The sequence below is a fragment of the Primorskyibacter sp. S187A genome (genome assembly GCF_049800955.1).
Lineage (GTDB): Bacteria > Pseudomonadota > Alphaproteobacteria > Rhodobacterales > Rhodobacteraceae > JAKVBH01.
Genome location: NZ_JBNAGA010000002.1, coordinates 1,188,668 through 1,210,662, shown reverse-complemented (window position 1 = coordinate 1,210,662; position 21,995 = coordinate 1,188,668). Strand labels below are relative to the sequence as shown.

The 21,995-nt window shown below is 57.1% G+C and carries 23 protein-coding genes; 5 read left to right on the top strand and 18 right to left on the bottom strand.

Going from position 1 to position 21,995, the window contains the following annotated elements:
* Window positions 1-2: 2 nt before the first annotated feature.
* The 7 genes from ACP15S_RS16925 to ACP15S_RS16895 all read right to left on the bottom strand — a co-directional run bounded on the left by ACP15S_RS16925 (window position 3) and on the right by ACP15S_RS16895 (window position 6,861).
* Window positions 3-698, bottom strand: coding sequence for an SDR family oxidoreductase (locus ACP15S_RS16925; protein WP_425040804.1), 696 nt, complete (start codon window positions 696-698; stop codon window positions 3-5).
* Window positions 695-2,224 carry an ATP-dependent DNA helicase gene (locus ACP15S_RS16920; protein ID WP_425040803.1) on the bottom strand — a complete coding sequence of 510 codons (1,530 nt, stop codon included), beginning with the start codon at window positions 2,222-2,224 and terminating at the stop codon, window positions 695-697. The genes ACP15S_RS16925 and ACP15S_RS16920 overlap by 4 nt, the downstream gene beginning before the upstream one ends.
* A 41-nt stretch (window positions 2,225-2,265) precedes the next feature.
* Entirely contained in the window at window positions 2,266-2,910 is a 645-nt protein-coding gene (locus ACP15S_RS16915; protein WP_425040802.1) for an acyl-homoserine-lactone synthase, read from the bottom strand.
* Window positions 2,911-2,995: 85 nt separating this feature from the next.
* Window positions 2,996-3,688: a helix-turn-helix transcriptional regulator gene (locus ACP15S_RS16910; protein ID WP_425040801.1), complete on the bottom strand. Its 693-nt coding sequence runs from the start codon at window positions 3,686-3,688 to the stop codon at window positions 2,996-2,998.
* Complete coding sequence (locus ACP15S_RS16905; protein ID WP_425040800.1) at window positions 3,654-3,869, bottom strand: hypothetical protein; 216 nt, start codon at window positions 3,867-3,869, stop codon at window positions 3,654-3,656. Before ACP15S_RS16905 ends, ACP15S_RS16910 begins: the two co-directional genes overlap by 35 nt.
* Window positions 3,870-4,077: 208 nt before the next feature.
* Window positions 4,078-5,370 (bottom strand): crotonyl-CoA carboxylase/reductase, encoded by a 1,293-nt coding sequence (gene ccrA / locus ACP15S_RS16900; protein ID WP_425040799.1) that lies wholly within the window; start codon window positions 5,368-5,370, stop codon window positions 4,078-4,080.
* A gap of 132 nt (window positions 5,371-5,502) precedes the next feature.
* Window positions 5,503-6,861: a 1-acyl-sn-glycerol-3-phosphate acyltransferase gene (locus ACP15S_RS16895; RefSeq protein ID WP_425040798.1), complete on the bottom strand. Its 1,359-nt coding sequence runs from the start codon at window positions 6,859-6,861 to the stop codon at window positions 5,503-5,505.
* 126 nt (window positions 6,862-6,987) lie between these two features.
* On the opposite strand from ACP15S_RS16895, the gene ACP15S_RS16890 reads away from it, so the two are divergent.
* Entirely contained in the window at window positions 6,988-7,134 is a 147-nt protein-coding gene (locus ACP15S_RS16890) for a VPLPA-CTERM sorting domain-containing protein (protein ID WP_425040797.1), read from the top strand.
* Between the two features lie 28 nt (window positions 7,135-7,162).
* On the top strand, window positions 7,163-9,268 hold the full coding sequence (locus tag ACP15S_RS16885) for a methylmalonyl-CoA mutase family protein (protein WP_425040796.1): 2,106 nt from the start codon (window positions 7,163-7,165) through the stop codon (window positions 9,266-9,268).
* A 9-nt stretch (window positions 9,269-9,277) separates the two neighbouring features.
* On the opposite strand, the gene ACP15S_RS16880 is transcribed toward ACP15S_RS16885, so the two are convergent.
* Complete coding sequence (locus ACP15S_RS16880) at window positions 9,278-10,552, bottom strand: EAL domain-containing protein (RefSeq protein WP_425040930.1); 1,275 nt, start codon at window positions 10,550-10,552, stop codon at window positions 9,278-9,280.
* Window positions 10,553-10,822: 270 nt separating this feature from the next.
* Between ACP15S_RS16880 and deoD the strand changes: the two genes are divergently transcribed.
* Entirely contained in the window at window positions 10,823-11,527 is a 705-nt protein-coding gene (gene deoD / locus ACP15S_RS16875) for a purine-nucleoside phosphorylase (RefSeq protein WP_425040795.1), read from the top strand.
* Window positions 11,528-11,529: 2 nt separating this feature from the next.
* On the opposite strand, the gene ACP15S_RS16870 is transcribed toward deoD, so the two are convergent.
* Both ACP15S_RS16870 and ACP15S_RS16865 read right to left on the bottom strand, forming a co-directional pair.
* Window positions 11,530-12,378: an urea carboxylase-associated family protein gene (locus ACP15S_RS16870; RefSeq protein WP_425040794.1), complete on the bottom strand. Its 849-nt coding sequence runs from the start codon at window positions 12,376-12,378 to the stop codon at window positions 11,530-11,532.
* A 118-nt stretch (window positions 12,379-12,496) separates the two neighbouring features.
* Window positions 12,497-13,276, bottom strand: coding sequence for a succinate dehydrogenase iron-sulfur subunit (locus ACP15S_RS16865; protein WP_425040793.1), 780 nt, complete (start codon window positions 13,274-13,276; stop codon window positions 12,497-12,499).
* 175 nt (window positions 13,277-13,451) lie between these two features.
* Here ACP15S_RS16865 and ACP15S_RS16860 point away from each other — a divergent pair, with 175 nt between their 5' ends.
* A complete protein-coding gene (locus tag ACP15S_RS16860) occupies window positions 13,452-14,495 on the top strand; it encodes a nitroreductase family protein (RefSeq protein ID WP_425040792.1) in 1,044 nt (347 codons plus the stop codon).
* The gene (locus tag ACP15S_RS16855) at window positions 14,482-15,606 is read left to right on the top strand and encodes a polysaccharide pyruvyl transferase family protein (RefSeq protein ID WP_425040791.1); all 1,125 of its coding nucleotides are present in this window, start codon (window positions 14,482-14,484) and stop codon (window positions 15,604-15,606) included. The genes ACP15S_RS16860 and ACP15S_RS16855 overlap by 14 nt, the downstream gene beginning before the upstream one ends.
* A gap of 55 nt (window positions 15,607-15,661) precedes the next feature.
* On the opposite strand, the gene sdhA is transcribed toward ACP15S_RS16855, so the two are convergent.
* The 8 genes from sdhA to ACP15S_RS16815 form a co-directional block, all read right to left on the bottom strand.
* Window positions 15,662-17,467: a succinate dehydrogenase flavoprotein subunit gene (gene sdhA / locus ACP15S_RS16850; RefSeq protein ID WP_425040790.1), complete on the bottom strand. Its 1,806-nt coding sequence runs from the start codon at window positions 17,465-17,467 to the stop codon at window positions 15,662-15,664.
* A gap of 16 nt (window positions 17,468-17,483) precedes the next feature.
* Window positions 17,484-17,855: a succinate dehydrogenase, hydrophobic membrane anchor protein gene (gene sdhD, locus ACP15S_RS16845; protein WP_425040789.1), complete on the bottom strand. Its 372-nt coding sequence runs from the start codon at window positions 17,853-17,855 to the stop codon at window positions 17,484-17,486.
* Between the two features lie 11 nt (window positions 17,856-17,866).
* Window positions 17,867-18,250 carry a succinate dehydrogenase, cytochrome b556 subunit gene (gene sdhC, locus ACP15S_RS16840; RefSeq protein WP_425040788.1) on the bottom strand — a complete coding sequence of 128 codons (384 nt, stop codon included), beginning with the start codon at window positions 18,248-18,250 and terminating at the stop codon, window positions 17,867-17,869.
* Window positions 18,251-18,453: 203 nt separating this feature from the next.
* Complete coding sequence (locus ACP15S_RS16835) at window positions 18,454-19,173, bottom strand: DUF4344 domain-containing metallopeptidase (RefSeq protein WP_425040787.1); 720 nt, start codon at window positions 19,171-19,173, stop codon at window positions 18,454-18,456.
* Window positions 19,174-19,212: 39 nt separating this feature from the next.
* The gene (locus tag ACP15S_RS16830) at window positions 19,213-20,244 is read right to left on the bottom strand and encodes a MaoC family dehydratase (RefSeq protein WP_425040786.1); all 1,032 of its coding nucleotides are present in this window, start codon (window positions 20,242-20,244) and stop codon (window positions 19,213-19,215) included.
* A gap of 3 nt (window positions 20,245-20,247) precedes the next feature.
* Complete coding sequence (locus ACP15S_RS16825) at window positions 20,248-20,451, bottom strand: DUF1737 domain-containing protein (protein WP_425040785.1); 204 nt, start codon at window positions 20,449-20,451, stop codon at window positions 20,248-20,250.
* Window positions 20,452-20,455: 4 nt separating this feature from the next.
* Window positions 20,456-21,001, bottom strand: coding sequence for an NnrU family protein (locus ACP15S_RS16820; protein ID WP_425040784.1), 546 nt, complete (start codon window positions 20,999-21,001; stop codon window positions 20,456-20,458).
* A gap of 3 nt (window positions 21,002-21,004) precedes the next feature.
* Entirely contained in the window at window positions 21,005-21,859 is an 855-nt protein-coding gene (locus tag ACP15S_RS16815) for an HpcH/HpaI aldolase/citrate lyase family protein (RefSeq protein WP_425040783.1), read from the bottom strand.
* Between the last annotated feature and the right edge of the window lie 136 nt (window positions 21,860-21,995).

Below are 21,995 nucleotides of genomic sequence, written 5' to 3'. Positions count from 1 at the left end.
GCCTAACCGCGCCCGATATAGGGCATTTCGCGGGCCATGACCGTCATGAATTGCACGTTGGCCTCGGGTGGCAAGCTGGCCATGTACATCACGCCCTTCGCGACATCACCGACCTGCATCATGGGCTGCGGCACACCTGTCCGCGCTGCGAGCTCTTCCAGCAATTCCGTACGCGCATTGCCAATGTCGATCTGTCCGCATGCAATCCCCAGCGCCCGCCCATCGAGCGACAGCTGTTTTGTCAGCCCTGTGATCGCATGTTTGGTCGTCGTGTAGCACACCGCATTCTCACGCGGCACATGGGCCGAGATGCTGCCATTGTTGATTATGCGCCCGCCCTGAGCTCGCATCCGGGCAAATGCCTCACGGGCACACAGAAACATACCGGTCAAATTCACCGCCACCACCTCGTGCCATGTCTCCAGCGGAATTTCATCAATACAGCCCGGCACACCAAAGGTGCCGGCGTTATTGAAGAGAACATCAATCTCACCGAACGCATCGAAGGCCGCCTTGACCTCTCCCTCGCGCGTCACATCCGCCACAAGGACATCGGCATTTTCATGGTCCTGTGCCACGCGTTCGAGGGCGTCCCTCCGACGAGCCATCAGCCCAACGTGCCAACCATTGTCCAGAAAATGACGTGCTACCTCCGCTCCGATGCCGGAGCTTGCCCCTGTCACGAGTATACGTTTCATGGGCTCGTTTCCTCTTCCAGTTTCAGCACAGGTGCTGGGACGTCCAGATCATCAATCCGCAAGGCATAGGTCGGCTTGGCCAGTCTGTTCCGTACGATCCAATACAAGCGGGATTGCGCACGCGTGATAGCCACATAGGCCAATCGCTTCCAGAGCGGTTGTCCCGCTTCGACCCGACCCATGCGGGCGGCGACGAAAAGATCGGGCGCGAAAACCTGCACGTTTTCCCATTGTGATCCCTGTGCCTTGTGGATCGTCACGGCGGCGCCGTGAAGAAACGTGGCGCCCATGCGGGCCGCGTGCGGAATGAAGGGTTCTTCCTCATCCGGCTTCTCGATCTTTACAATTGACGCGGCAGACACGCGCGGATCTTCGGCCCCCATAACGTGCAATCGCGAAAAACCGGTTTTGCGCCCGGCGCCGAGATAGATCACCTGCGCCCCTTTGATCAGGCCGCGCGCCTCAAGATCGAGGCGCTTCTTTCGATGTTTAAGCGGCAATTCGATACCGTCGCAAATAAGCGGCTCGCCTTCGAGCAACATATCCTCAGGGGCCCCATGGACTGACCGGAAGGCGTTGATCAAACGGATGCGTGTTGCGTTGCGCCAGACCAGCACAGGGCTGCGCGCCATCAGATCAACCTCGACACGTTGACCCCAAATCACGCGATCATCCGCCTTGGCCTTTTCCGCCACCATGGCTTCAAAATCCTGAAACTCCAATTGGGGGTCAGCCAATGCATGGGCCAGATCAAGGATCGGGTTATCCGCCGCCTGCCGGTGAATGCGAGACAGGTGATGAACCTGCGTCTCAGCCAGCCGATCAAAGACCATGGCCCCCGATTGGTTGACAGGCGCCAATTGCGCCGGGTCTCCGAACAACAAGAGCGTGGGAAAAATCTCGCAAAGATCCTCGAATTGTCGATCATCCAGCATCGAGGCTTCATCAATAAAGCCAACATCGAGAGGATCTTCGCGGCGTTTCCACCCGGTGATGAAATCAGACCCTCGCAGCCCTGCAGCCGCGAGAGCGCCAGGTATGGAGGCGTTTGAGGCGTAAAACGCTTGCGCGCGATCGAGGGCTGCGTCGCCCAGGCCTTCGATGTCGGGGCGCTCGCCATTGCCTGCAAGCCATTCGGCGATCCGCTCATATTCGGGGTCGTAGACAGGTGTATAGAGGATCCGGTGGATTGTCGTCGCAGGCACACCACGCATACGCAAGACAGAGGCCGCTTTGTTTGTCGGGGCCAGAATGGCCAATGTGCGGCGATCTTTGCGTTTACGGCCCTCATAATCACCGGAGACGACATCGATCCCACAGTCCCTGAGGGCTTTCACCAACTCCGCAAGCAGCAGTGTTTTGCCAGACCCGGCTTTGCCGGTCACGGCCATGATCCGCGTTTTGCCCGCCCGGGCCGGCATGGTCGTTGCATTGTCCAGATCGATGCCCGCGCCCCGCAAAGCCTCAGCGATGGCATCGTGCGCCTCGGCCTGATCGTCTGAAAATGCAAATGCGGGTAGGGTCATGGGCCGACCCTACCCTTGAGAGGTGCGACGCACCAGTGGGCTTAGGCCGTCATTGCGAGCGGCTCCATGTCTGCCCCTTTTGAACCGAAGGAAAGATCGAACCAGTGGCGGATCTGCTCGGGCGAAATACCCGCAACCTTGGAAACGCGCCCCTCCGCGTCTTGTGCAAATTCCCAGAGCCCTACGCTGATTTGATCCCGGCCTTCGCCGATCGAGCCCAACACTTCGGGCGAGGACCCGATCATGCGGTAAATGCGGACCATGCGCGCATCGAAGACACCAACAACATGGCGTATCCCAAATTCCTGAACGAACGGCGCACCGGCGAGCACAAGCGCAGCCGCAACATGGCTGGGGGCGCCTTTTGACAGGCAAAACCGCGTGCATTCCCAGATAAACGGGCTGCGGATGGCGCTCCCATCCATCACATGAGTGAAATGATCATTCACCATGCAATTCCCGGTCGTCGGCAGAAGCCGGTAAGAGCCGCCGTGGGTCCCGTCTGCATTTTCCCAGATGACATAGAGCGGCTTGAGATCATCATATTGATCGCGCTCAAAACCGTTGTCGTCGACCTCTACATCCCAGCCGAGCCGCTCCTTGAACTGGCAAGCACGGTCGCGGAACATGGTTTCTGCGAGTTTGGGGAAATCGGCGAGTTGGTCTGCGTAAAGGTAGCGGATCATGTTGGGTACTCCTGTCGTTCGTTGACAACAAGATTTGGGCAACATGATTAACGCCTTCGCACTAATGCGCGCGAGGCGTTAACTTTCAGACAACGATCAACCCCCGGCTCAAAGCCCGGGCGACGGCATGCGTCGTGTTCATGGCGCCCAATTTGAAGCGCGCACTTTCGATATAGACACGGAGCGTATGCTCAGAAATGTCCAGCTTCTCCGCCGCTTGAGCCCTGCTGAAACCAGCAGCGAGGAGCGTCATCGCGTCGGCTTCTCGTGGTGAAAGCGACTGACCGGGTTCAGGTTGTTTGACCGGCTCGAATTCCAGCGCCTTTTGATTGAAGTAATGGGCCACAAGGATCAGCTGATCCCGGTTTTCCTTCGTGTAGCTTTCCCATTCCTCATCCGGGCAATTGTGCGACACGGTAAACAAAGCGAATTGACCGTTAGGGCCCCGGATCGGGATCGAGAAGCCCTGGTTCCCGACGCCATAGGCCACCGCGTCTTTCCTGAACTCCCTCGCCGATTTGCCGGACCAATCTAAACGTTTCCACTCAACCGGGTGAAACCTCTGGAAACAGCCCAGTATGACAGGATCGATGCGAAGGTAGCCGCATTCTAGGTATCTCGCGATCCACGCGTCGGAATATGTGCCGACGCCATAGTTTTCTCCTGTGCTTGAAACCCAGTGATAGACAAGGTGATCCACCTCGAGCGCGTCGCGAAACGCCTCGGCGATGGATTGCAGTTGTTCATGCCCTTCGGCTTGCTCCAATTGGAGAAGCAAAGGCTCGAGCTGAGGCGTCGTCTGCGCCAAGACCAAAATCCTGCCCTTCCAATTCGGAGGCGATCTCCGCCATTGCTACAATACGCGTGTCTTCGAGTTGCTCTGCAACTTGCGATAGACCATTGGTTTGCGCGTAGGTCTTGAGATCGGCCAGTACGTCTAAAATCCAGTCGTGTTGCATGTTAACTCTCTTTTTTGGCGGTTAACGAAAGGTTAACAAAACTATAGCATCTGGCGGTTTGTTTAAATATTCGCGAATTTCCCCTCCCCAGAAATAGTGAGGGCGTAAATTCCTAACCTCTTGAGCTACAACATTATGACTTTGAGACTCAAAACGCCCGCGATCTCATTGCGATTCGCGGGCGTTTGAGAACCTTGTCCGGGTTGAGTTAGGCCTTGGGGCCTGCTTCCAGAGCATCCTCAAAAGTCCGCAAGCCTGTGCGCGGCGACTGGACCAGAACAGCCATGTTGCCGGGCTTGTGCTCGTTACGCAGCATCTTCATGTGCGCTTCGGGCAAGTCATTCCATTCGAACACTTCTGACATGCAGGGATCCAAACGACGTTCCAACATCAGCTTGTTCGCCGATGCGGCCTGCTTGAGGTGCGCAAAGTGAGAGCCCTGCAAACGCTTCTGGTGCATCCACATGTAGCGGACGTCGAATGTGCAATTGAAGCCGGTTGTACCCGCGCAAATGACGACCATGCCGCCTTTTTTGCACACAAACGTCGATACCGGGAACGTGCTTTCGCCGGGATGTTCAAACACCATGTCGACGTTGTTGCCTTTGCCAGTGATGTCCCAGATGGCCTTGCCGAAGCGGCGCGCTTCTTTAAACCACTCTGCGTATTCCGGTGTGTTAACCTTGGGAAGCTGGCCCCAACATTTGAAATCGCGACGGTTGATAACGCCTTTGGCGCCAAGCCCCATGACGAAATCGCGCTTGTCCTCATCCGAGATCACACCGATGGCGTTGGCCCCGGCAGTATTGATCAACTGGATGGCGTAGGACCCCAGACCGCCTGACGCGCCCCAAACGAGCACATTCTGACCCGGCTTGAGATCGTGCGGCTCATGACCAAAGAGCATCCGATATGCCGTCGCAAGCGTGAGCGTATAGCAGGCGGCCTCTTCCCACGTCAGATGTTGAGGGCGCGGCATAAGCTGCTGCGCTTGCACGCGTGTGAACTGGCTAAATGAGCCGTCCGGCGTCTCATAACCCCAGATACGTTGGGTGGGAGAATACATCGGGTCACCACCGTTGCATTCCTCATCGTCGCCGTCATCCTGATTGCAATGAATGACAACTTCATCACCCACTTTCCAACGCTTCACCTTATCCCCGACAGCCCAGACAATGCCGGACGCATCAGAGCCAGCAATATGATAGGGTTGTTTGTGTCCGTCGAACGGCGAGATTGGCTCGCCCAGCGCGGCCCAAACGCCATTGTAGTTGACACCGGCGGCCATCACGAGCACCAGCACTTCGTTGCTATCGAGCTGCGGTGTCTCCACCACCTCCTGCAACATCGCCGTCGTCGGCTCACCATGCCGTTCGCGGCGAATGGCCCAAGCGTACATTTGCTTGGGGACATGGCCCAGCGGAGGCATTTCACCCATCTCGTAGAGATCTTTCATCGGGGCGTCATACTGCGCAATCCCGCCATGTGTATCTAGAGCCATCATTGCCTCCTTGCTGAATGTTTGCCGCGATGCAGAATCGTCGGTTTCAGCAATGGATATAGCCGGAAAAGTAATATTGCAACTCTCAAGAGCTTAGTTTTGTAATTTTATGACCGAGCATATGCAGAAAGTCTATTGCGCCGCAGCATCCCTAGCCGTGAGATGCACAATTGAATTGGCGTAAAACGAGAGAGCTTGCGCTTCATCCGGGACAGGAACAAACAGGCCGTCGTCATCGGTGATGAAACCTCTCTCCAGCAACATGCGCAGCCCGGTTTCAACAGCGTAGGCCATATCATCTCGCGGTATGTGGACAAAGGCGCCCGGCAAAGCAGCGGCGCGGTCCGCATAGGACTTTTCAATCTGCGCACGTGTGCTTGGCCCTTGCTCCAGGAGAATCGCGGCAACGAGTGGGACCGGCAGAACTGGAACCACATCGCCAATGCGGTCCACCAACAGACTGGCCAGCACCTCAGGATCTTTCGGGCTCGCGCGCAACGACACCGGCGCACCAAAGCTCACCGCGGCATAGCCAAAGCGATGAAACTTCCCCCGAATGCGCAGAGACAATTGTTTCACCCAAAACCGAAAGATATCGCCAAAGGGCGCCGCGAAACGACGTTCCCCCGAACGGTCAGCCGCCATGAGAACCCTGTCTTCAAGCACGCGGTCATAGTTGATCGCCACCGGCACAAAGACCACGTCATGCCCCTCAGGATCCCAGCCATCGACGATGTATTTGAGCAACCCCACGCGGGGCGCGGCGAGGGCGCCATTCAGGCTGAGCCCACCTTCGGGAAACATCGCTTGCGCCACGCCATTCTGCGTGGCCATCGCAACGTAGCGCGCCAGCACTTTGCGATAGAGTGCATTACGGGATCTACGCCGAATGAAATAAGCCCCCATCGCCCGGATCAATCGGGAGATGGGCCAAATCCGCGCCCACTCTCCCACAGCATATGACAGCGCCGACCGCTCCGCCGCGAGATAGGTCACTAGAACATAATCCATGTTGGATCGGTGGTTCATGACAAAAACCACTGTGGCGTCTGGCTCAATAGATGTCAGCGCGTCCTCCGCATGATACCCGAGGCGCACGCGGTAGAGCGCGTTGGAGATGAACCGCGCGGCCCGGATGGCAAAACCAAAATAGAGGCCCGCAGAAAAAGACGGCACGATCTCCCGCGCATAGCGTTTGGCTTGCTCAAAGGCGACGTCTTCGCGCACACCGGTTTCACGCGCATGTTCCACAACTGCGTGCGTCACCTCAGGATCGTAGATCAAACGCTGGATCGTGTCGGTACGCCGGGTCAGCTTGAAGGGTTCAATCGGGCGCTCGAGCCGTTCATTGAGCCGCGAAACAGCCCGCTCCATGCGTCGCCGCAAAAACCAGCGCACAGAGGGAAACAGGAAATGCGAGGCGAACGTGACCGCGGCAAAAAGCAGGATCAGCGTCAGCAGCCAAACCGGCATCGTCACTGTGTCGAACATTTCAAACTCGCGCCTTTTCGCAACACTAAGCGTTAAGGCGCTCCGGCGCAAACGGCTCCTGCAAACCGTTCCTGGGTACAATACGCCTATGAGCGCCAGCACCCGACCGAAAGCTGAACCGCGCAGGTGTCACATCGACGATCAGAGCAACGTCATCTTCGACAACTCTACATTCGTCTCCGTGACAGCGCCGTGCCGCTTCCCGCCGGTGGTTTGTTGATCCCGTCCGGGCTTGCCGCGCAAGGCTTGGCACGGCGTCGCAAGGCCGCATAGCCTCGCCCCCTCAAATCTGAAAAAAGCCATGTCCGAGCACGGCGACATTTTTGTGCTCAATCAGCTCGACGCCGCGCTGCAGCGAATTGACAAAGCCATTTTCTTTCGCATAGTGCGTGTGCAGCGAAATATTGTTGCCCGAAAATGGCCGATCTGGAGAGACGACATGACAGATGCACATAGAGACCGCCCCTGGCTCATCCGGACCTACGCTGGTCACTCCACCGCCAAAGCCTCCAATGCGCTCTACCGTAGCAATCTGGCCAAGGGTCAAACGGGTCTCTCTGTTGCTTTCGATCTCCCCACGCAGACAGGCTATGACAGTGATCATGTCCTTGCCGGGGGCGAAGTTGGCAAGGTCGGTGTGCCGGTTTGCCATCTGGGTGATATGCGCACGTTGTTTGACGACATTCCGCTCGAGGAAATGAACACTTCGATGACGATCAACGCGACGGCACCATGGCTGCTCGCGCTCTACATTGCCGTGGCCGAAGAACAAGGCGCCGACACAACAAAGCTGCAAGGCACGGTCCAGAATGACCTGATCAAGGAGTATCTGAGCCGCGGCACTTACATTTGCCCGCCCAAACCAAGCCTCAAGATGATCGCAGATGTCGCGGAATACTGCTATTCCAACGTCCCGAAATGGAACCCGATGAATGTCTGCTCCTATCATCTTCAAGAGGCGGGCGCGACACCGGAACAGGAGCTGGCTTTCGCCTTGGCCACTGCCACTGCCGTACTGGACGAATTGCGTCCGCGCGTCCCGGCCGAGGACTTCCCGGCCATGGTCCAGCGCATCTCGTTTTTCGTCAATGCAGGCATTCGCTTCGTCACCGAGATGTGCAAAATGCGCGCCTTTGTCGATCTGTGGGACGAAATCTGCGAAACACGCTACGGCGTCTCAGACCCCAAACAGCGCCGCTTCCGCTATGGGGTTCAGGTCAATTCTCTGGGCCTGACCGAACAACAACCCGAGAACAACGTCTACCGCATCCTGATCGAAATGCTGGCGGTGACATTGTCCAAAAAAGCCCGCGCGCGCGCAGTGCAATTGCCAGCGTGGAACGAAGCGCTCGGCTTGCCCCGGCCTTGGGATCAGCAATGGTCGATGCGGATGCAACAGATCCTGGCCTATGAGACGGATCTTCTGGAATTCGATGATCTCTTTGATGGAAATCCCGCTGTAGACCGCAAAGTCGAGGCGTTGAAGGAAGGCGCACGCGCGGAATTGAGCAATCTGGATTCGATGGGCGGCGCTGTCGCCGCAATCGAATACATGAAAGCGCGCTTGGTCGATTCCAATGCCGAGCGCCTCGGCCGCATCGAGCGTCAGGAAACGACCGTTGTCGGTGTGAACCGCTGGACGGAAACGGAGCCCTCTCCCCTGATGACCGAAGATGGCGGCATCATGGTTGTGGATCCCGCCGTGGAGCAGGAGCAAATTGGGCGCCTGAACGACTGGCGCGATCAGCGCGACGACGCGGCTGTAAAATCCGCGCTGGATGCCCTTCGCGACGCAGCAAAAGAGGGGCGCAACATCATGGCCCCGTCCATTGAGGCCGCGAAGGCAGGTGTCACGACGGGCGAATGGGCCGCAGAAATGCGTAAGGTCTACGGCGAGTATCGCGGACCGACCGGCGTCTCGGGCTCTGTGTCCAACAAGACTGAAGGCCTCGAAGATCTGCGCGCGTCCGTGGATGCCGTGTCCGATAAACTGGGGCGTCGCCTGAAGTTCCTGATGGGCAAGCCCGGCCTTGATGGGCATTCCAACGGCGCAGAGCAAATCGCTTTCCGCGCGCGCGATTGTGGCATGGATATCGCCTATGAAGGGATCCGTCTGACACCCGAGCAAATCGTCAACGCCGCCCTTGAGGATGAAGCCCATGTCGTTGGGCTGTCGATCCTGTCAGGCAGCCATATTCCATTGGTTGAGGATGTCATGGCGCGTATGCGCGCGGTTGGTTTGGCCGATGTCCCTGTCATTGTGGGTGGTATCATCCCGGACGAAGATGCCGAGCGGCTGCGCGCCATGGGCGTCGCGCGCGTCTACACGCCGAAAGACTTCGAACTCAATGTCATCATGTCCGACATCGTTCAACTCGCAGATCCGGCGGCTGTCGCTGCGGAATAGCAGCGAGCGCTAGACCGCGATGGGCGCCAAACCCAGTTTGCGCGCCCAAAACGCAGGATCCGCAGGCCGGCCCAAATGGTACCCTTGCGTGTTGTAGATGCCGAGGACCTTGAGTGTTTCAAGCTCGGCTTGGGTTTCGACGCCTTCGGCAATGATGCTGAAACCCATGGTTTCTGACATTTCACGCAAGGCACGCAAGATACCGAGATCCGCGTCCGGGTGATTGATCCCGCGTACAAAACGGCGATCAATCTTGACGATATCCACATTCAACTCATGCAGCCGCTCAAGATTTGAAAAGCCCGTTCCGAAATCATCCAGTGCCACGCGCACGCCCTGGGAGCGCAAACGATTGAGCACATGACGGGTATGTTCCGTATCTTTGATAACAGCTTGCTCCACGATCTCGAAAACCGTGCTCTTGGGCTCCACCACATTCAACAAGTCTTCCAGCCAGGTGTCGGTCTGACTGACTTTGCGGTCCAGAAAACTGGAGGTGATGTTGAACGAGCAAAACAGACCGTGCGCACTGCCGCTGAAGATTTCCGAAATTTCCCGCGCCTTTTCCAATGGAGCTGTCACACGCGCGTTGTAATTGCCCGTGAGGGCCGACATGAATTGATCGGGCAGAAAGACGCGGCCATCTGCACGCTGCCAACGCATCAACGCTTCGACACCTATGGCGCGGCCAGAGCGCGAGTCAAAAATAGGTTGGACGTGATACAATACTTCATTGCGCTCGATCGCCGCCGCGAGATCCTCGGCGCGCGGCCCGGTGCGGCGCATAATCATGGAACGGAGCGTGGCACCTGTATTGGCGCGCACGGCATTGCCCCCCTCGGCCTTGGCGGCATATTGCGCTTCATCCGCGTAGTACAGCGCACCAACCAGATCCTGCCCCTTCTCAATCCGCGCCACACCGACAGACGCCGTACGGCTGACAGATACGCCATCAACAAAAATCGAGATCTGGCCAATGAGTTCGCGGATTTCCGCAGCCCGCTCGGTTGCCGCGGCGATGCCAACGCCGCGCAGATAAATTCCAAATTCATCTCCTCCGATGCGAAAAACAACCTCATTTGAGCGCGCCTGGGCCATCAGTCGGTTTGCTATGGAGCGCAGCAGCGCGTCGCCGGACTTGTGTCCGTAGCCATCGTTAACGCTTTTGAAATTGTCCAGATCGATGAACAAAAGCGCATTGTCACCGTTCTGGATCTCGTTTTCGAAAAGCTCTCTGACATAGCGGCGGGAATAGGCGCTCGTCAGGTCGTCGATTTCGACCATGTCTACCAGTTCGGCTTGACGCAGTCGCATACCCCGCAATTCTTCGCGCAAAGCACGGTTGCGACGGTGGGCAACAAGCGCCATGCTGCATGCAAAGGCGAGTAAACCGAAACCAACCAAGAAACTTGCAATATCCATCTGAAACCCAATGTTCGGCACCCACGCGTTACGTGCATTCTGCCTGATGACACAACCGTAGCAAGCAACAAAGGGTGTTGCAAAGAAAGTTAGGGCTGATGTTTTGACAGGCAGCCCTTTGGAGAGACGAAAATGAGTATTCATATTGGTGCCGCCGCAGGTGAGATCGCGGAGACAGTCCTGATGCCGGGGGATCCCTACAGGGCAAAATGGGTCGCCGAGACGTTTTTGAGCGATGCCACATGCATCAATGAAGTGCGCGGAATGCTCGGGTTTACCGGGACATGGCAGGGCCACCGCGTCACGGTTCACGGCTCCGGCATGGGCATGCCGTCCTTGTCAATTTATGCCAATGAACTGATCCGCGACTATGGTGCCAAGACCCTGATCCGCATCGGATCCTGCGGCGCAATGCAGGAAAGCGTCAAAATTCGCGATGTCATCATCGCCATGACAGCCTCCACGTTGTCTACGCCGTCACAGGGGTTTTTCAAAGAGCTGAACTTTGCACCTTGTGCAGACTGGCACTTGCTCAGCCATGCCGTTGCAGCAGCGGAACAACGCGGGATCACGCCGCATGTCGGCGGAATTTATTCATCTGACGTTTTCTACGATGAGCGCCCTGATTTGAACGAACAGATGACGCGGCACGGCATCCTCGCGGTCGAGATGGAAGCCGCCGAGCTATATACCGTCGCAGCGCGTCATGGCGCGAGAGCACTGGCGGTCTTGACGGTGTCCGACCACTTGCTGACCCATGAAGCCCTGCCCGCGGCAGACCGCGAGCGCAGTTTCGGCGACATGGTGGACATTGCTTTGCACGCTGCGTTTGATTGACGTCAGTCCAGACCGTGAGAGCGGTCATACGCGTTGCGCGGGGGGGGCTGCCAGCCATCCAGCGCACCCGCCTGCGGCTGCAGGATCGTGATATCCAACGGGTAGCATGCGGCAACATCGGAGCTGTGTTCCGAGCTGCAATCCCCACCCGGACAGGCGCTGAGTGCAACTATCAAATCTATTTCCGCGAAAAAGGTCAGATAATCACCTGGCCGCACCGGGCTCGCTTTCATGAAATATTGGCCAGTGTCGCGTGTGAAGCCGGTACACATGAAAACATTCAAGACATCATGGACATGCGTCTCCGCCACATGCAGCGGCAGATCACAAAACCGCGCCAGCGCACGCGTCAAATTGGAATGGCAGCAGTAGTGATAGTCATGCCCTGACAACAATCGCCCCGTATACGGATCGCATCGCGTCCCGATCACATCGTGAACCGAGCCTCCGAATCCATCGATCCCATACCAGGACAAACTATCCTCAACGATGGTCGCCATAGGTCGCATATGCGGGAAGCTCGACCAAAGCCGATCCCCGATATTGACGTGCGTTCCGTGAAGCGCGCGGGTCTTGCCAGAATAGAACCGCTCCGACAAATCATGCGCATTCCAAAGGTTCAGGTCTCCGACCTGAGAACCGTCACGACAAGCAATGCGAAAGAATGACCCCATGGGTACAAAAACTGCCGCAGCATCGCGCGGCGCGGCGGTTACCGTTTCGGTCTCTCGCGCGGCTTCGAGAGCAGCGCGATAAAGCGGCAAATCGGGTTTTTGCAACGTGTCGTCAGGATAGCAGACCACCGGCGCCACTGCGCGCCGTGCGTCCGCATCATCTGGTGCTTTACTCATGGCATCTACACAACATGAAAGCCCGATGCGTGTCGAGCCATGGCCTTCTGAGCGCGCTATCCGTCGAGCTTGTTCCGAACACAAAACCGACCGAGCGCGCCCTCTAAGGCAGCGAGTCCTAAACTGCCCGTTCCACCATCATTTTCTTGATTTCGGCAATGGCCTTTGCAGGGTTCAAACCCTTAGGGCATGTCTTCGAGCAGTTCATGATGGTATGACAACGGTAGAGCTTGAAAGGATCTTCCAATTCGTCAAGACGCTCACCCGTCGCTTCATCGCGGCTGTCGATGATCCAACGATAGGCATGCAACAAGGCCGCTGGTCCAAGATACCGATCACCGTTCCACCAATATGACGGGCATGATGTCGAGCATGATGCACACATGACACATTCGTAAAGTCCATCGAGCTTTTTGCGATCCTCGATGGATTGCTTCCACTCCTTGGCGGGCCGGTTGGTCTTGGTCTCGAGCCACGGCATAATCGAGGCATGCTGCGCGTAGAAATGCGTCAGGTCGGGAATAAGATCTTTCACCACGGGCATGTGCGGCAACGGGTAGATTTTCACATCGCCTTTGATCTCATCCATGCCGTAGATACAGGCCAGCGTGTTGATCCCATCGATATTCATCGCGCAGGATCCGCAGATGCCCTCGCGGCAAGAGCGGCGGAACGTCAGGGTTGGATCAATCTCGTTTTTGATTTTGATCAGCGCATCAAGCACCATTGGCCCACAGCTGTCCATGTCCAGCCAATAGGTATCCACCCGCGGATTTTCTCCGTCATCGGGGTTCCAGCGATAAATCTGGAATTTGCGAATATTGTTAGCGCCTTCCGGCTTGGGCCAGGTTTTACCAGTGCGGATCGTCGAATTCTTGGGAAGTGTCAGCTGTACCATCAGCAGGCGTTCCTTTATCGTCTGAGTTGGGTCTGAGTATAGATGTTTGCGCGAGCGCTGACAAAGTGTAGACAGCTGAGAAAATAGGGCAAATTGTCCTAATTGCACATGCGGAAGAGATCACGAGCGTCAAGATTTTTGACATTGGGCGGCGATCTTTGGAGATGGGGATCTCATGGTCACATTGCGTAAACTCTTGGGCCGCAAAAAACCCAAGCGTTCAAAAGAAGAAAAACAAGCGGCGCGCATGGCCCAAGCCATGGAAGACGCGCTGACGGCAGAGCGCGTTGCGGTAGATGCAGGCTTGGCGGCGTTTCGCGCCGAGCAAAATGATGCCAAGAAAAGCTCCGCGCTGTTGCGACGCAATGTGCATCGGATCGAAAAGGGCCTGTGTATACCGGGCCCGCGCAAAGCTGTGTTTGCCGAGAAATATATCGCAGAGACCACGAAGCTCTACAGGATGCTGAGCCACCAACCCTCGGCAGAAAAGGAGGAGCTCAAATGGGCGCATGACGTTCTGCAAACCTATTTTGACGTTGTCGACACCTCCTCCGAGATCGTTGAGCGGGCGAAAACAGACTGGGATGCCGCATCTCCCCTTAGCTTCGACGCGCAGACATCTTACACCCCTTACGCTGTCCAGGATCTTGCCGGATATGTTGGCTCGGAATTGTCGAAGCTGCCCGATTTGGAGGCCTATCACGCGCTCTGCCGGGCGCGACGCTCCCAGCGTTGGTTTGAAGAGGCACCCGTGCCGATGCACCTCATCGAGGAAGCCGCCGCTTGCGCGCTCCAAGCCCCCAGCGCGTGCAACCGTCAGCCCTTTCGTTTCATCGCGGCTCAATCCCGCGACATGGTGAAAAGCATCACCGACCTGCCTTTGGGCACGGCTGGTTTTGGAGAGGCCCTCCCCATGGTTGTCGCCGTGGTTGGAAACCTCTCCATGTATGCCCACCCCAGAGACCGGCATCTGATTTTCATCGACGCAGGGCTTGCATCTATGGCGTTCATGCAAGGTCTCACCGCCGCGGGGCTTGGGAGCGTGCCGATTAATTGGCCTGACATTCCCGAGAACCACGACGCTCTGCGGGAGCTCGTAGGGCTGGCGCCCTATGAGGTTCCCGTGATGTTGATCGGGATTGGGCGGCCCAAATCCGAGAGTAAAATTCCGTTCTCCGCGAAGCGCCCCGTGCATGAGGTTCTGCATGTCATCGACTAAGATACACGCCGAGATCGCCGGTGTCTGGCTGCCCAACAAAGGCGCGGAATTGATGGCGATCACAGCAATCTCGGAGCTGCGTGCGCGCTTGCCCGGCATCACCTTTTGCTCCCCTAGGCAAGGGCCCGACGCAGCACGCGCGGCTTTGGGCATGGATGCCTTTACGCTCCGAGAGAACACCTTTTGGCATCGGGCAAAACAAGCCTTTCCAAAGCTGGCGGAGCCCCGCGCCTTTCGCGCTGAGCGGCCGGGTGTCACACATGTGATTGATGCGTCTGGCTTTGCCTATGGAGATGCGTGGGGGCCCCGAAAAGCGCGAAAACGTGCCCATGCTTACATAGAATCCGGCCTTCCCACCTATCTCCTGCCGCAAGCATTTGGGCCGTTCGAGGATACCAAACTGCGCAAACACATGAAGTCTATTGTGTTGGGCGCACGCAAAATCTCAGCCAGGGACGAGCAATCTCTCAAACATCTGAACGGTTTGGAAACAGGCCGGGACATTCCCCTGATTCCCGATATAACGCTGGGCCTTTCCGCATCAGACAGAAACGTACCGACACCAGACACACCCTTTGCCGCTGTTGTCGTGAATGCGATGTTGCTGAAATCCGGCGCATTGGATGCACAGGCGCTCACCACACTTTATAAGAACGTGCTGGAACGGATCGCGGCTTCAGGTGTGACGCCCAAGATCGTCTTGCACGAGCCACAGGCAGACTTGGAGCTTTCGTCCAGCCTCGCGAAAGCCAGCGGAACAGAACTTATTGCCCTGGATCATCCGCTGGACATCAAAGCCTATATTGCGAACGCAAAACTCGTTGTCACAGCGCGCTTTCACGGCCTGGCAAATGGACTATCGAGCGGCGTGCCCAGCTTTGCCATCGGATGGTCGCATAAATACGCAGAGCTTCTGGAACAATTCGGCACCCCCGACATGCTCTATCAAGGGGACCATGACGCCTTTCTGGCGGCCATCGACACACATCTCGCATCCGAGGCCAAACAAGCTGAAACACGCGCGACGCTGCTGGATCGAAAGGCTGTGTTTGCTCGCAAGCTAACAGCGTATTGGGATGATCTTGCAGAGGACATGCTGCGGCAGCGTTGAACCATAAAAAAAGGCCGCGTATGCGGCCCTTCTTTGTTTCCGTCCGAGACGTGCGTCAAAACGTACGTTCTTTCGGAGCAATTTTTTTGAGCGCAATGCCGCCTTGCTCTTCACCCGTCAAAGGATCCGTCACCACTGGACGGTAACTCAGGTCGGTCTGGCTGCCTTCAACCCGAGCGATCGTGTGAACCCGCCAGTTATCGTCGTCTCGTGTGGTGTAATCTTCATGGGCATGCGCCCCTCGGCTTTCCTTGCGCGCCTCGGCGCCAACGATCGTCGCCAGCGCGTTTGGCATCAGGTTGGCCAGCTCCAGCGTTTCCATCAGGTCAGAGTTCCAGACCAGAGAACGATCCGTGACTTTCAGATCGTCCATCTTACCGGCAATCGACGTCATTTTTTCAACGCCCTCCGCCATGGTCTTCGATGTCCGGAAGACAGCTGCATCAGCCTGCATGGTTTTTTGCATCTCGAGGCGAAGCTCTGCTGTACCGATGGAGCCACCCGCATGTCGCAGGCCATCGAAACGGTCGAGCGCCTTGTCGATCTGGGCTTTGGGCGCCGTGGGCACAGAAGCAGCTCGGTCCACAACAGACCCGGCCCGGATAGCCGCGGCACGGCCAAAGACCACAAGGTCGATCAACGAATTGGAGCCAAGACGGTTCGCCCCGTGCACAGAAGCGCAGCCCGCCTCCCCGACGGCCATCAGGCCAGGAACAATCTTGTTGGGATCATCCGCCGTCGGATTGATGACTTCGCCCCAATAATTCGTAGGGATGCCACCCATGTTGTAATGGACGGTGGGCAGAACAGGGATCGGTTCCTTGGTCACGTCCACACCGGCGAAGATTTTCGCACTCTCCGAAATGCCCGGCAGTCTCTCAGCCAAGGCCTCGGGCGGCAAGTGAGAGAGGTTGAGGTGAATGTGATCGCCCTCCGCCCCAACCCCACGGCCTTCACGGATCTCCATCGTCATCGAGCGGGATACATAGTCCCTGGGCGCGAGATCTTTGTAGTTGGGCGCATAGCGTTCCATGAAGCGCTCGCCCTCGGAATTGGTCAGATAGCCGCCTTCACCGCGCGCACCTTCCGTGATCAGACATCCCGATCCGTAAATGCCGGTGGGATGGAATTGCACAAATTCCATATCCTGCAGCGGCAGACCCGCACGCGCCACCATGCCACCGCCATCGCCGGTGCAGGTATGCGCAGACGTGGCCGAGAAATACGCGCGCCCATAGCCGCCAGTGGCCAGAACGACCATCTTGGCGTTGAAGACATGCATCGTGCCGTCGTCCAGCTTCCAGCACAAAACGCCCTGACAATCGCCGTCTTCGCCCATCAGAAGATCAATAGCGAAATACTCAATGTAGAATTCCGCGTTGTTCTTGAGCGACTGGCCATACAGCGTGTGCAAGATGGCGTGGCCTGTCCGGTCAGCCGCAGCGCAGGTGCGCTGCACGGGCGGGCCTTCGCCAAATTCCGTCGTGTGGCCGCCGAAGGGTCGCTGGTAGATCTTGCCTTCTTCCGTGCGGGAAAAAGGCACCCCGTAGTGTTCAAGCTCGTAGACCGCCTTGGGGGCCTCGCGCGCGAGATATTCCATCGCATCGGTGTCGCCCAGCCAGTCAGAGCCTTTGACCGTGTCATACATGTGCCATTGCCAGTGATCCGGCCCCATGTTGGAGAGCGAGGCCGCGATGCCGCCTTGCGCAGCGACAGTGTGCGACCGCGTCGGGAAAACCTTGGTCACACAGGCCGTGCGCAGCCCCTGCTCTGCCATGCCCAGCGTTGCGCGCAGGCCTGCGCCGCCGGCACCAACCACCACGACGTCATAGTCATGCGTCTCGTATGTGTATTCAGCCATTTGTTTCTCCAGCGCCTCAGAGGGCCAATTTGGCAATGGCGAAGAGGCCAGTGGCCGCGGCGCCATAAGACAGGCAAATCGTGAAAATGATGAGGACCTTGGCGGTCAGGCCATGGGCATAGTCCTCGATAAGCACCTGCACTCCGTTTTTGAAATGCATGAACCCGACAGCCAGCGTAAGTGCGGCCACAATCGCCGGGAAAGGACGGGCAAAATACGCCGTGACGGTTTCGTAGTCAGAGCCGAGGATGCCACCGAAGGTAAACACAAAGAGCGGGATCAGGACCAGCAACCCAACAGACGAGACTTTCATCGCCCAGAAATGCTCTGTTCCTGATTTTGCGGAACCCCATCCGACGGCGCGTTTGCGATCAGTCAAAAAAGCCATGTCAACGCTCCTTATAAAACGATGATCGTGAAGATTGTCAGGATCGCGGAGCCGATGATGACGATCCAGCTCAGGCCCTCGGCCTGCTCCATCTCCAGCATCATAGCATTGTCCCAGATAAGGTGCCGCACTCCCGCCAAGGTGTGATACCACAACGCCCAAATAGACAGCAGCATCACAAGATCTCCAAACCATGACGTCAGTACCGCATTGGCGACAGCGAAGTATTCCGCGCTCGTCGCAGCTGCGAGGAACCACCAAACGATCAACAAGGACGCCACGATGAGGGCGTTTCCTGTGATCCGGGTCAAGATTGATGTGATCGAATTCAGTTGCGGACGATAGATCGTCAAATGCGGCGAAAGCGGGCGATTGCCCCGATTAACATCGGCCATGGTCTGTCCCTTCATGAGCTTCCAGTCTGTCTTAGCGAATTTTGACTATCTGTCACGGGGGTGAAGGCCGTCTCGGGCGCGGTGAATTGGCGCAATTTGACGGATTTTGCACCATTGTGATCACAGCACGCAAACCTGTGATCACAAATAACGAAATGTAAAGCTTTCAGAGACTTCGCGTTTCAGCACGTCTCAGACGCAGATCACTCTACGGCCATACGCGCCAACCACGCCTCAAACTCACTACAAACAACAATCTCCACTGCCGTGGGATCGTAATAGGCGTTGGGCTCTCCACAGGACTGAACCACGATAGGCATTTCATTGGGCAAAACAAACACGTCATTCAAAGCCGCAACTTCCGCGCCAATCAGCTTTTCCGTGAGCGTTGTATCGCCCCCCACGTAGCGTAGCGACTGTCCCGGCGCCGCCTCGCCCAATTCATCAAACACAGGTCCCCAACTATCAATGGCGATATCGAATTCTTCTTCGCAAGTTTCCAGGCGGTCTTCAGGCAGGCCAAGCTCCTCTGCAACATCCGCGCGCGCATCGATATCAGCGCCGACGAACAGGCAAACGAGATTGTAATAGCGCTGCAAGTCAGGCCCGTGTACGTCCCACCATGCGGGTTCCTCTCCCTCCGCTTCCAACGCATCCGCCTCGCCCAGAAAACCGAACGCCGCGTCATATGCAATTTCCAGCGCGCGATCTTCTTCGAACAATTCGTTGACCAACAGAATCGAAGCAACGTCCGCGGCATCCTCCTCCTGACCGAAAACGGGAAGCCCCATTTGATCGATCAAAGCGTGGCCCAACTCATGGTACAGGATGCCAAGCAAATTGGACTCGACGAACCGCTCGGTGTCGGCCTGAGCGGCCAATGTGCTGGCAAGAAATACGAAGACGCTTGAGAATTGACGCATAAGGGGTCCTCTTTTGGTCTTCCTTAGCCTAGCACCCCATCAGGTCGGAACAAGCGCCCAGTAGTCAAGATCAAGCAACACACCGGGGAGATACTTGCCGTCTTCTCCGCGCAACTCGAAGGCCGCCCCCGAACGATACGCGACCAATCGCAAGCGCAGCGCGCCAATGCCTGGCGCGGACGTCTCCGCCTTGTCCAACACTTCGCTCCAGGCCCGAACGGTATCGCCGGAGAAACACGGGTTGGCATGCGCGCCCGAGTTGATCGCCACCATCATTTGGGCATTGGCCAGCCCGTTGAAACTCAACGCACGGGCCATCGAAATAATATGTCCACCATAGATCAGGCGACGGCCGTCGGGCCGTTGACCCACGTCAAAATGCGTTTTGGACGTATTTTGCCACAATCGCGTGACCATCATGTGCTCGGCTTCCTCGATGGTCACCCCGTCCACGTGATCGATTTTCTCGCCAATCTCGTAATCACCAAGCCGGTAGCTCTCGCCTGACAGATCGACGTCATAATTCTCAAAAGTCATACCATCCGGCACAACGAGGTCAGCGGCAGCAACGTGGGGTGCGGTCTGCGGAACGATTGTGTCAGGCGCAGGAGCCTCAGAATCGCGCTTACGCACCATGACCCAGCGCACAAACGACATGACCGCAGCATCGTTTTGGTTGTAGCCCGTTGTGCGCACATAGACGACACCGGTTTTGCCCGACGAGTTTTGCTTCAGGCCAATTACTTCCGAGGACGCGCGCAACGTATCGCCCGCGTAGACCGGCTGCAGCCAACGGGCTTCCGCATACCCCAGATTAGCCACTGCGTTGAGGGAAATATCAGGCACCGATTTGCCGAAGACGACGTGAAACGCCACAAGATCATCAATGGGAGAAGAAGGTAAGCCGCAGGACCGCGCGAACTCATCCGACGAATAAAGCGCGTGACGCGCTGGATAAATCGCGTGGTAGAGTGCCCGCTCACCGCCTGAGATCGTCCGAGGCACCGCGTGCTGGATCACCTGCCCGATCTGATAGTCTTCAAAAAAGCGGCCCGCATTCGTCTTCGCCATGAGTTAGTGATCTCCGAGTTTGATATCGGCGGAATAGCTGCCATCGACCTCTTTCACGACAGCCTGCCCGCAGCGCATGACACCATTGGCCGCATCAAAGGCATAGGTTGGCGAACCATACAGCTCCCACCCTTTGGACAGAGCGTCAGAAACCTTGTGGCAAAACGCTGATGAATCGTCGCCAGACAAAAAACGGTATAATTTCATTGCGTTACCCCGGGAATGGCCAAACGCCCAGGAGAGCGTGCGCTCCTGTCATGAGGGCAAATACTACAATGGTGATGACGATCAGCAGGACGTCTTTCTTCGCATCACCCGGTTCAGGCCGTTGCCAGTCCTCCGCCCGATTGATCAGGATCACGGAACCCACAGCCCAGGCCAACATGCTGCCGAAGAGGATAATTGACGCCAGATCCCCGTTTACGAGGAGATGGGCCACAGCCCAGATCTTTACAGCGGTCAGCTGCGGGTGCCGCATCTTGCCACGCAAACGGCCCGTAGTGGCAGACATACCAAAGACAAAAACCCCCACGAGCATCAGAAGGTTGTTGATATGCACCATGAATCCGGGTGGCGACCAAACGGGAATGAACTCGGCCCATCGGTACCCTAGGATCATGAGCACAAGGCCCGCGAGAATTCCGACGGTCACAACGCCTTTGCCGGCATCGCCCATGCCAGCCCTCTTCGCTGGCGCCAGTCGCTTGAAGTAATGCGCGGCCACCCAGAGGAGGATACCGATGATCAATAATAGCATGTTCTACTCCGCAGCAATTCGTTGGATCGCATCGGCTTTAGCGAGGATTTCGCGTGCGGTCACGACGTGTAGGTTTTCCACAATACGACCGTCCACCACAGCGACCCCCTGCCCCTCAGCTTCAGCTTGCGCAAATGCTGCGATCTGACGACGGGCCAAGTCAATCTCTTCTTGCGACGGTGCAAACACCTCATTGGCCACGTCAATCTGTGCCGGGTGTATCAGCGTCTTGCCATCAAACCCCATGTCGCGGCCCTGTTCGCATTCGCCGCGCAGCCCTTCGCTATCCTTGAACGCGTTGTAGACACCGTCAACGATCTTGCAGCCATGGGCTTTTGCCGCCAGCAGGCACAAACCTAGCGACGTTTGCATGGGCAGACGATCCGGCCGGAAGCGCGATTGCAGCTCTTTGGCGAGATCGTTTGTGCCCATCACCAACCCGGCAAGCTTCGGGTGCGCCGCAATCTGAGGCGCGTTGAGCATGCCCAGCGGCGTCTCCATCATGGCCCAAAGCGGCAAGTCGCCGGTGATTATAGCCAGACTGTCGAGATCTTGCGGAGCAGACACTTTCGGCAAGAGCACGGCATCGGGTTGCATTTTGGAGACGGCCTCAGCATCGGCGCGCCCCCACGGCGTGTCGAGCCCGTTGATGCGGACGATCCGCGTCCTTGGTCCGTAGTCGTTTTGAAGCGCCTCGGCCAATGTCTCGCGCGCGCTTTCCTTTTCATCGATCGAAACGGCATCTTCGAGATCAAAAATGATCGCATCGACAGGCAGCCCACGGGCCTTCTCAAGCGCCCGAGGACGCGACCCCGGGATGTATAGGACAGAACGGAAGGGGCGTGCTTGCATGTCCATGTCGGGACCTCTTGAGTCGTATTGCGCAATATTCTTGCGCGGAATGGGGCATTTTTTTCGAGATACTACAAGACTCAATATGCCGCATTGCAGCAAAAAATTTCGCGTCCAAAGCAACGCACGTCGGTTTAAGACG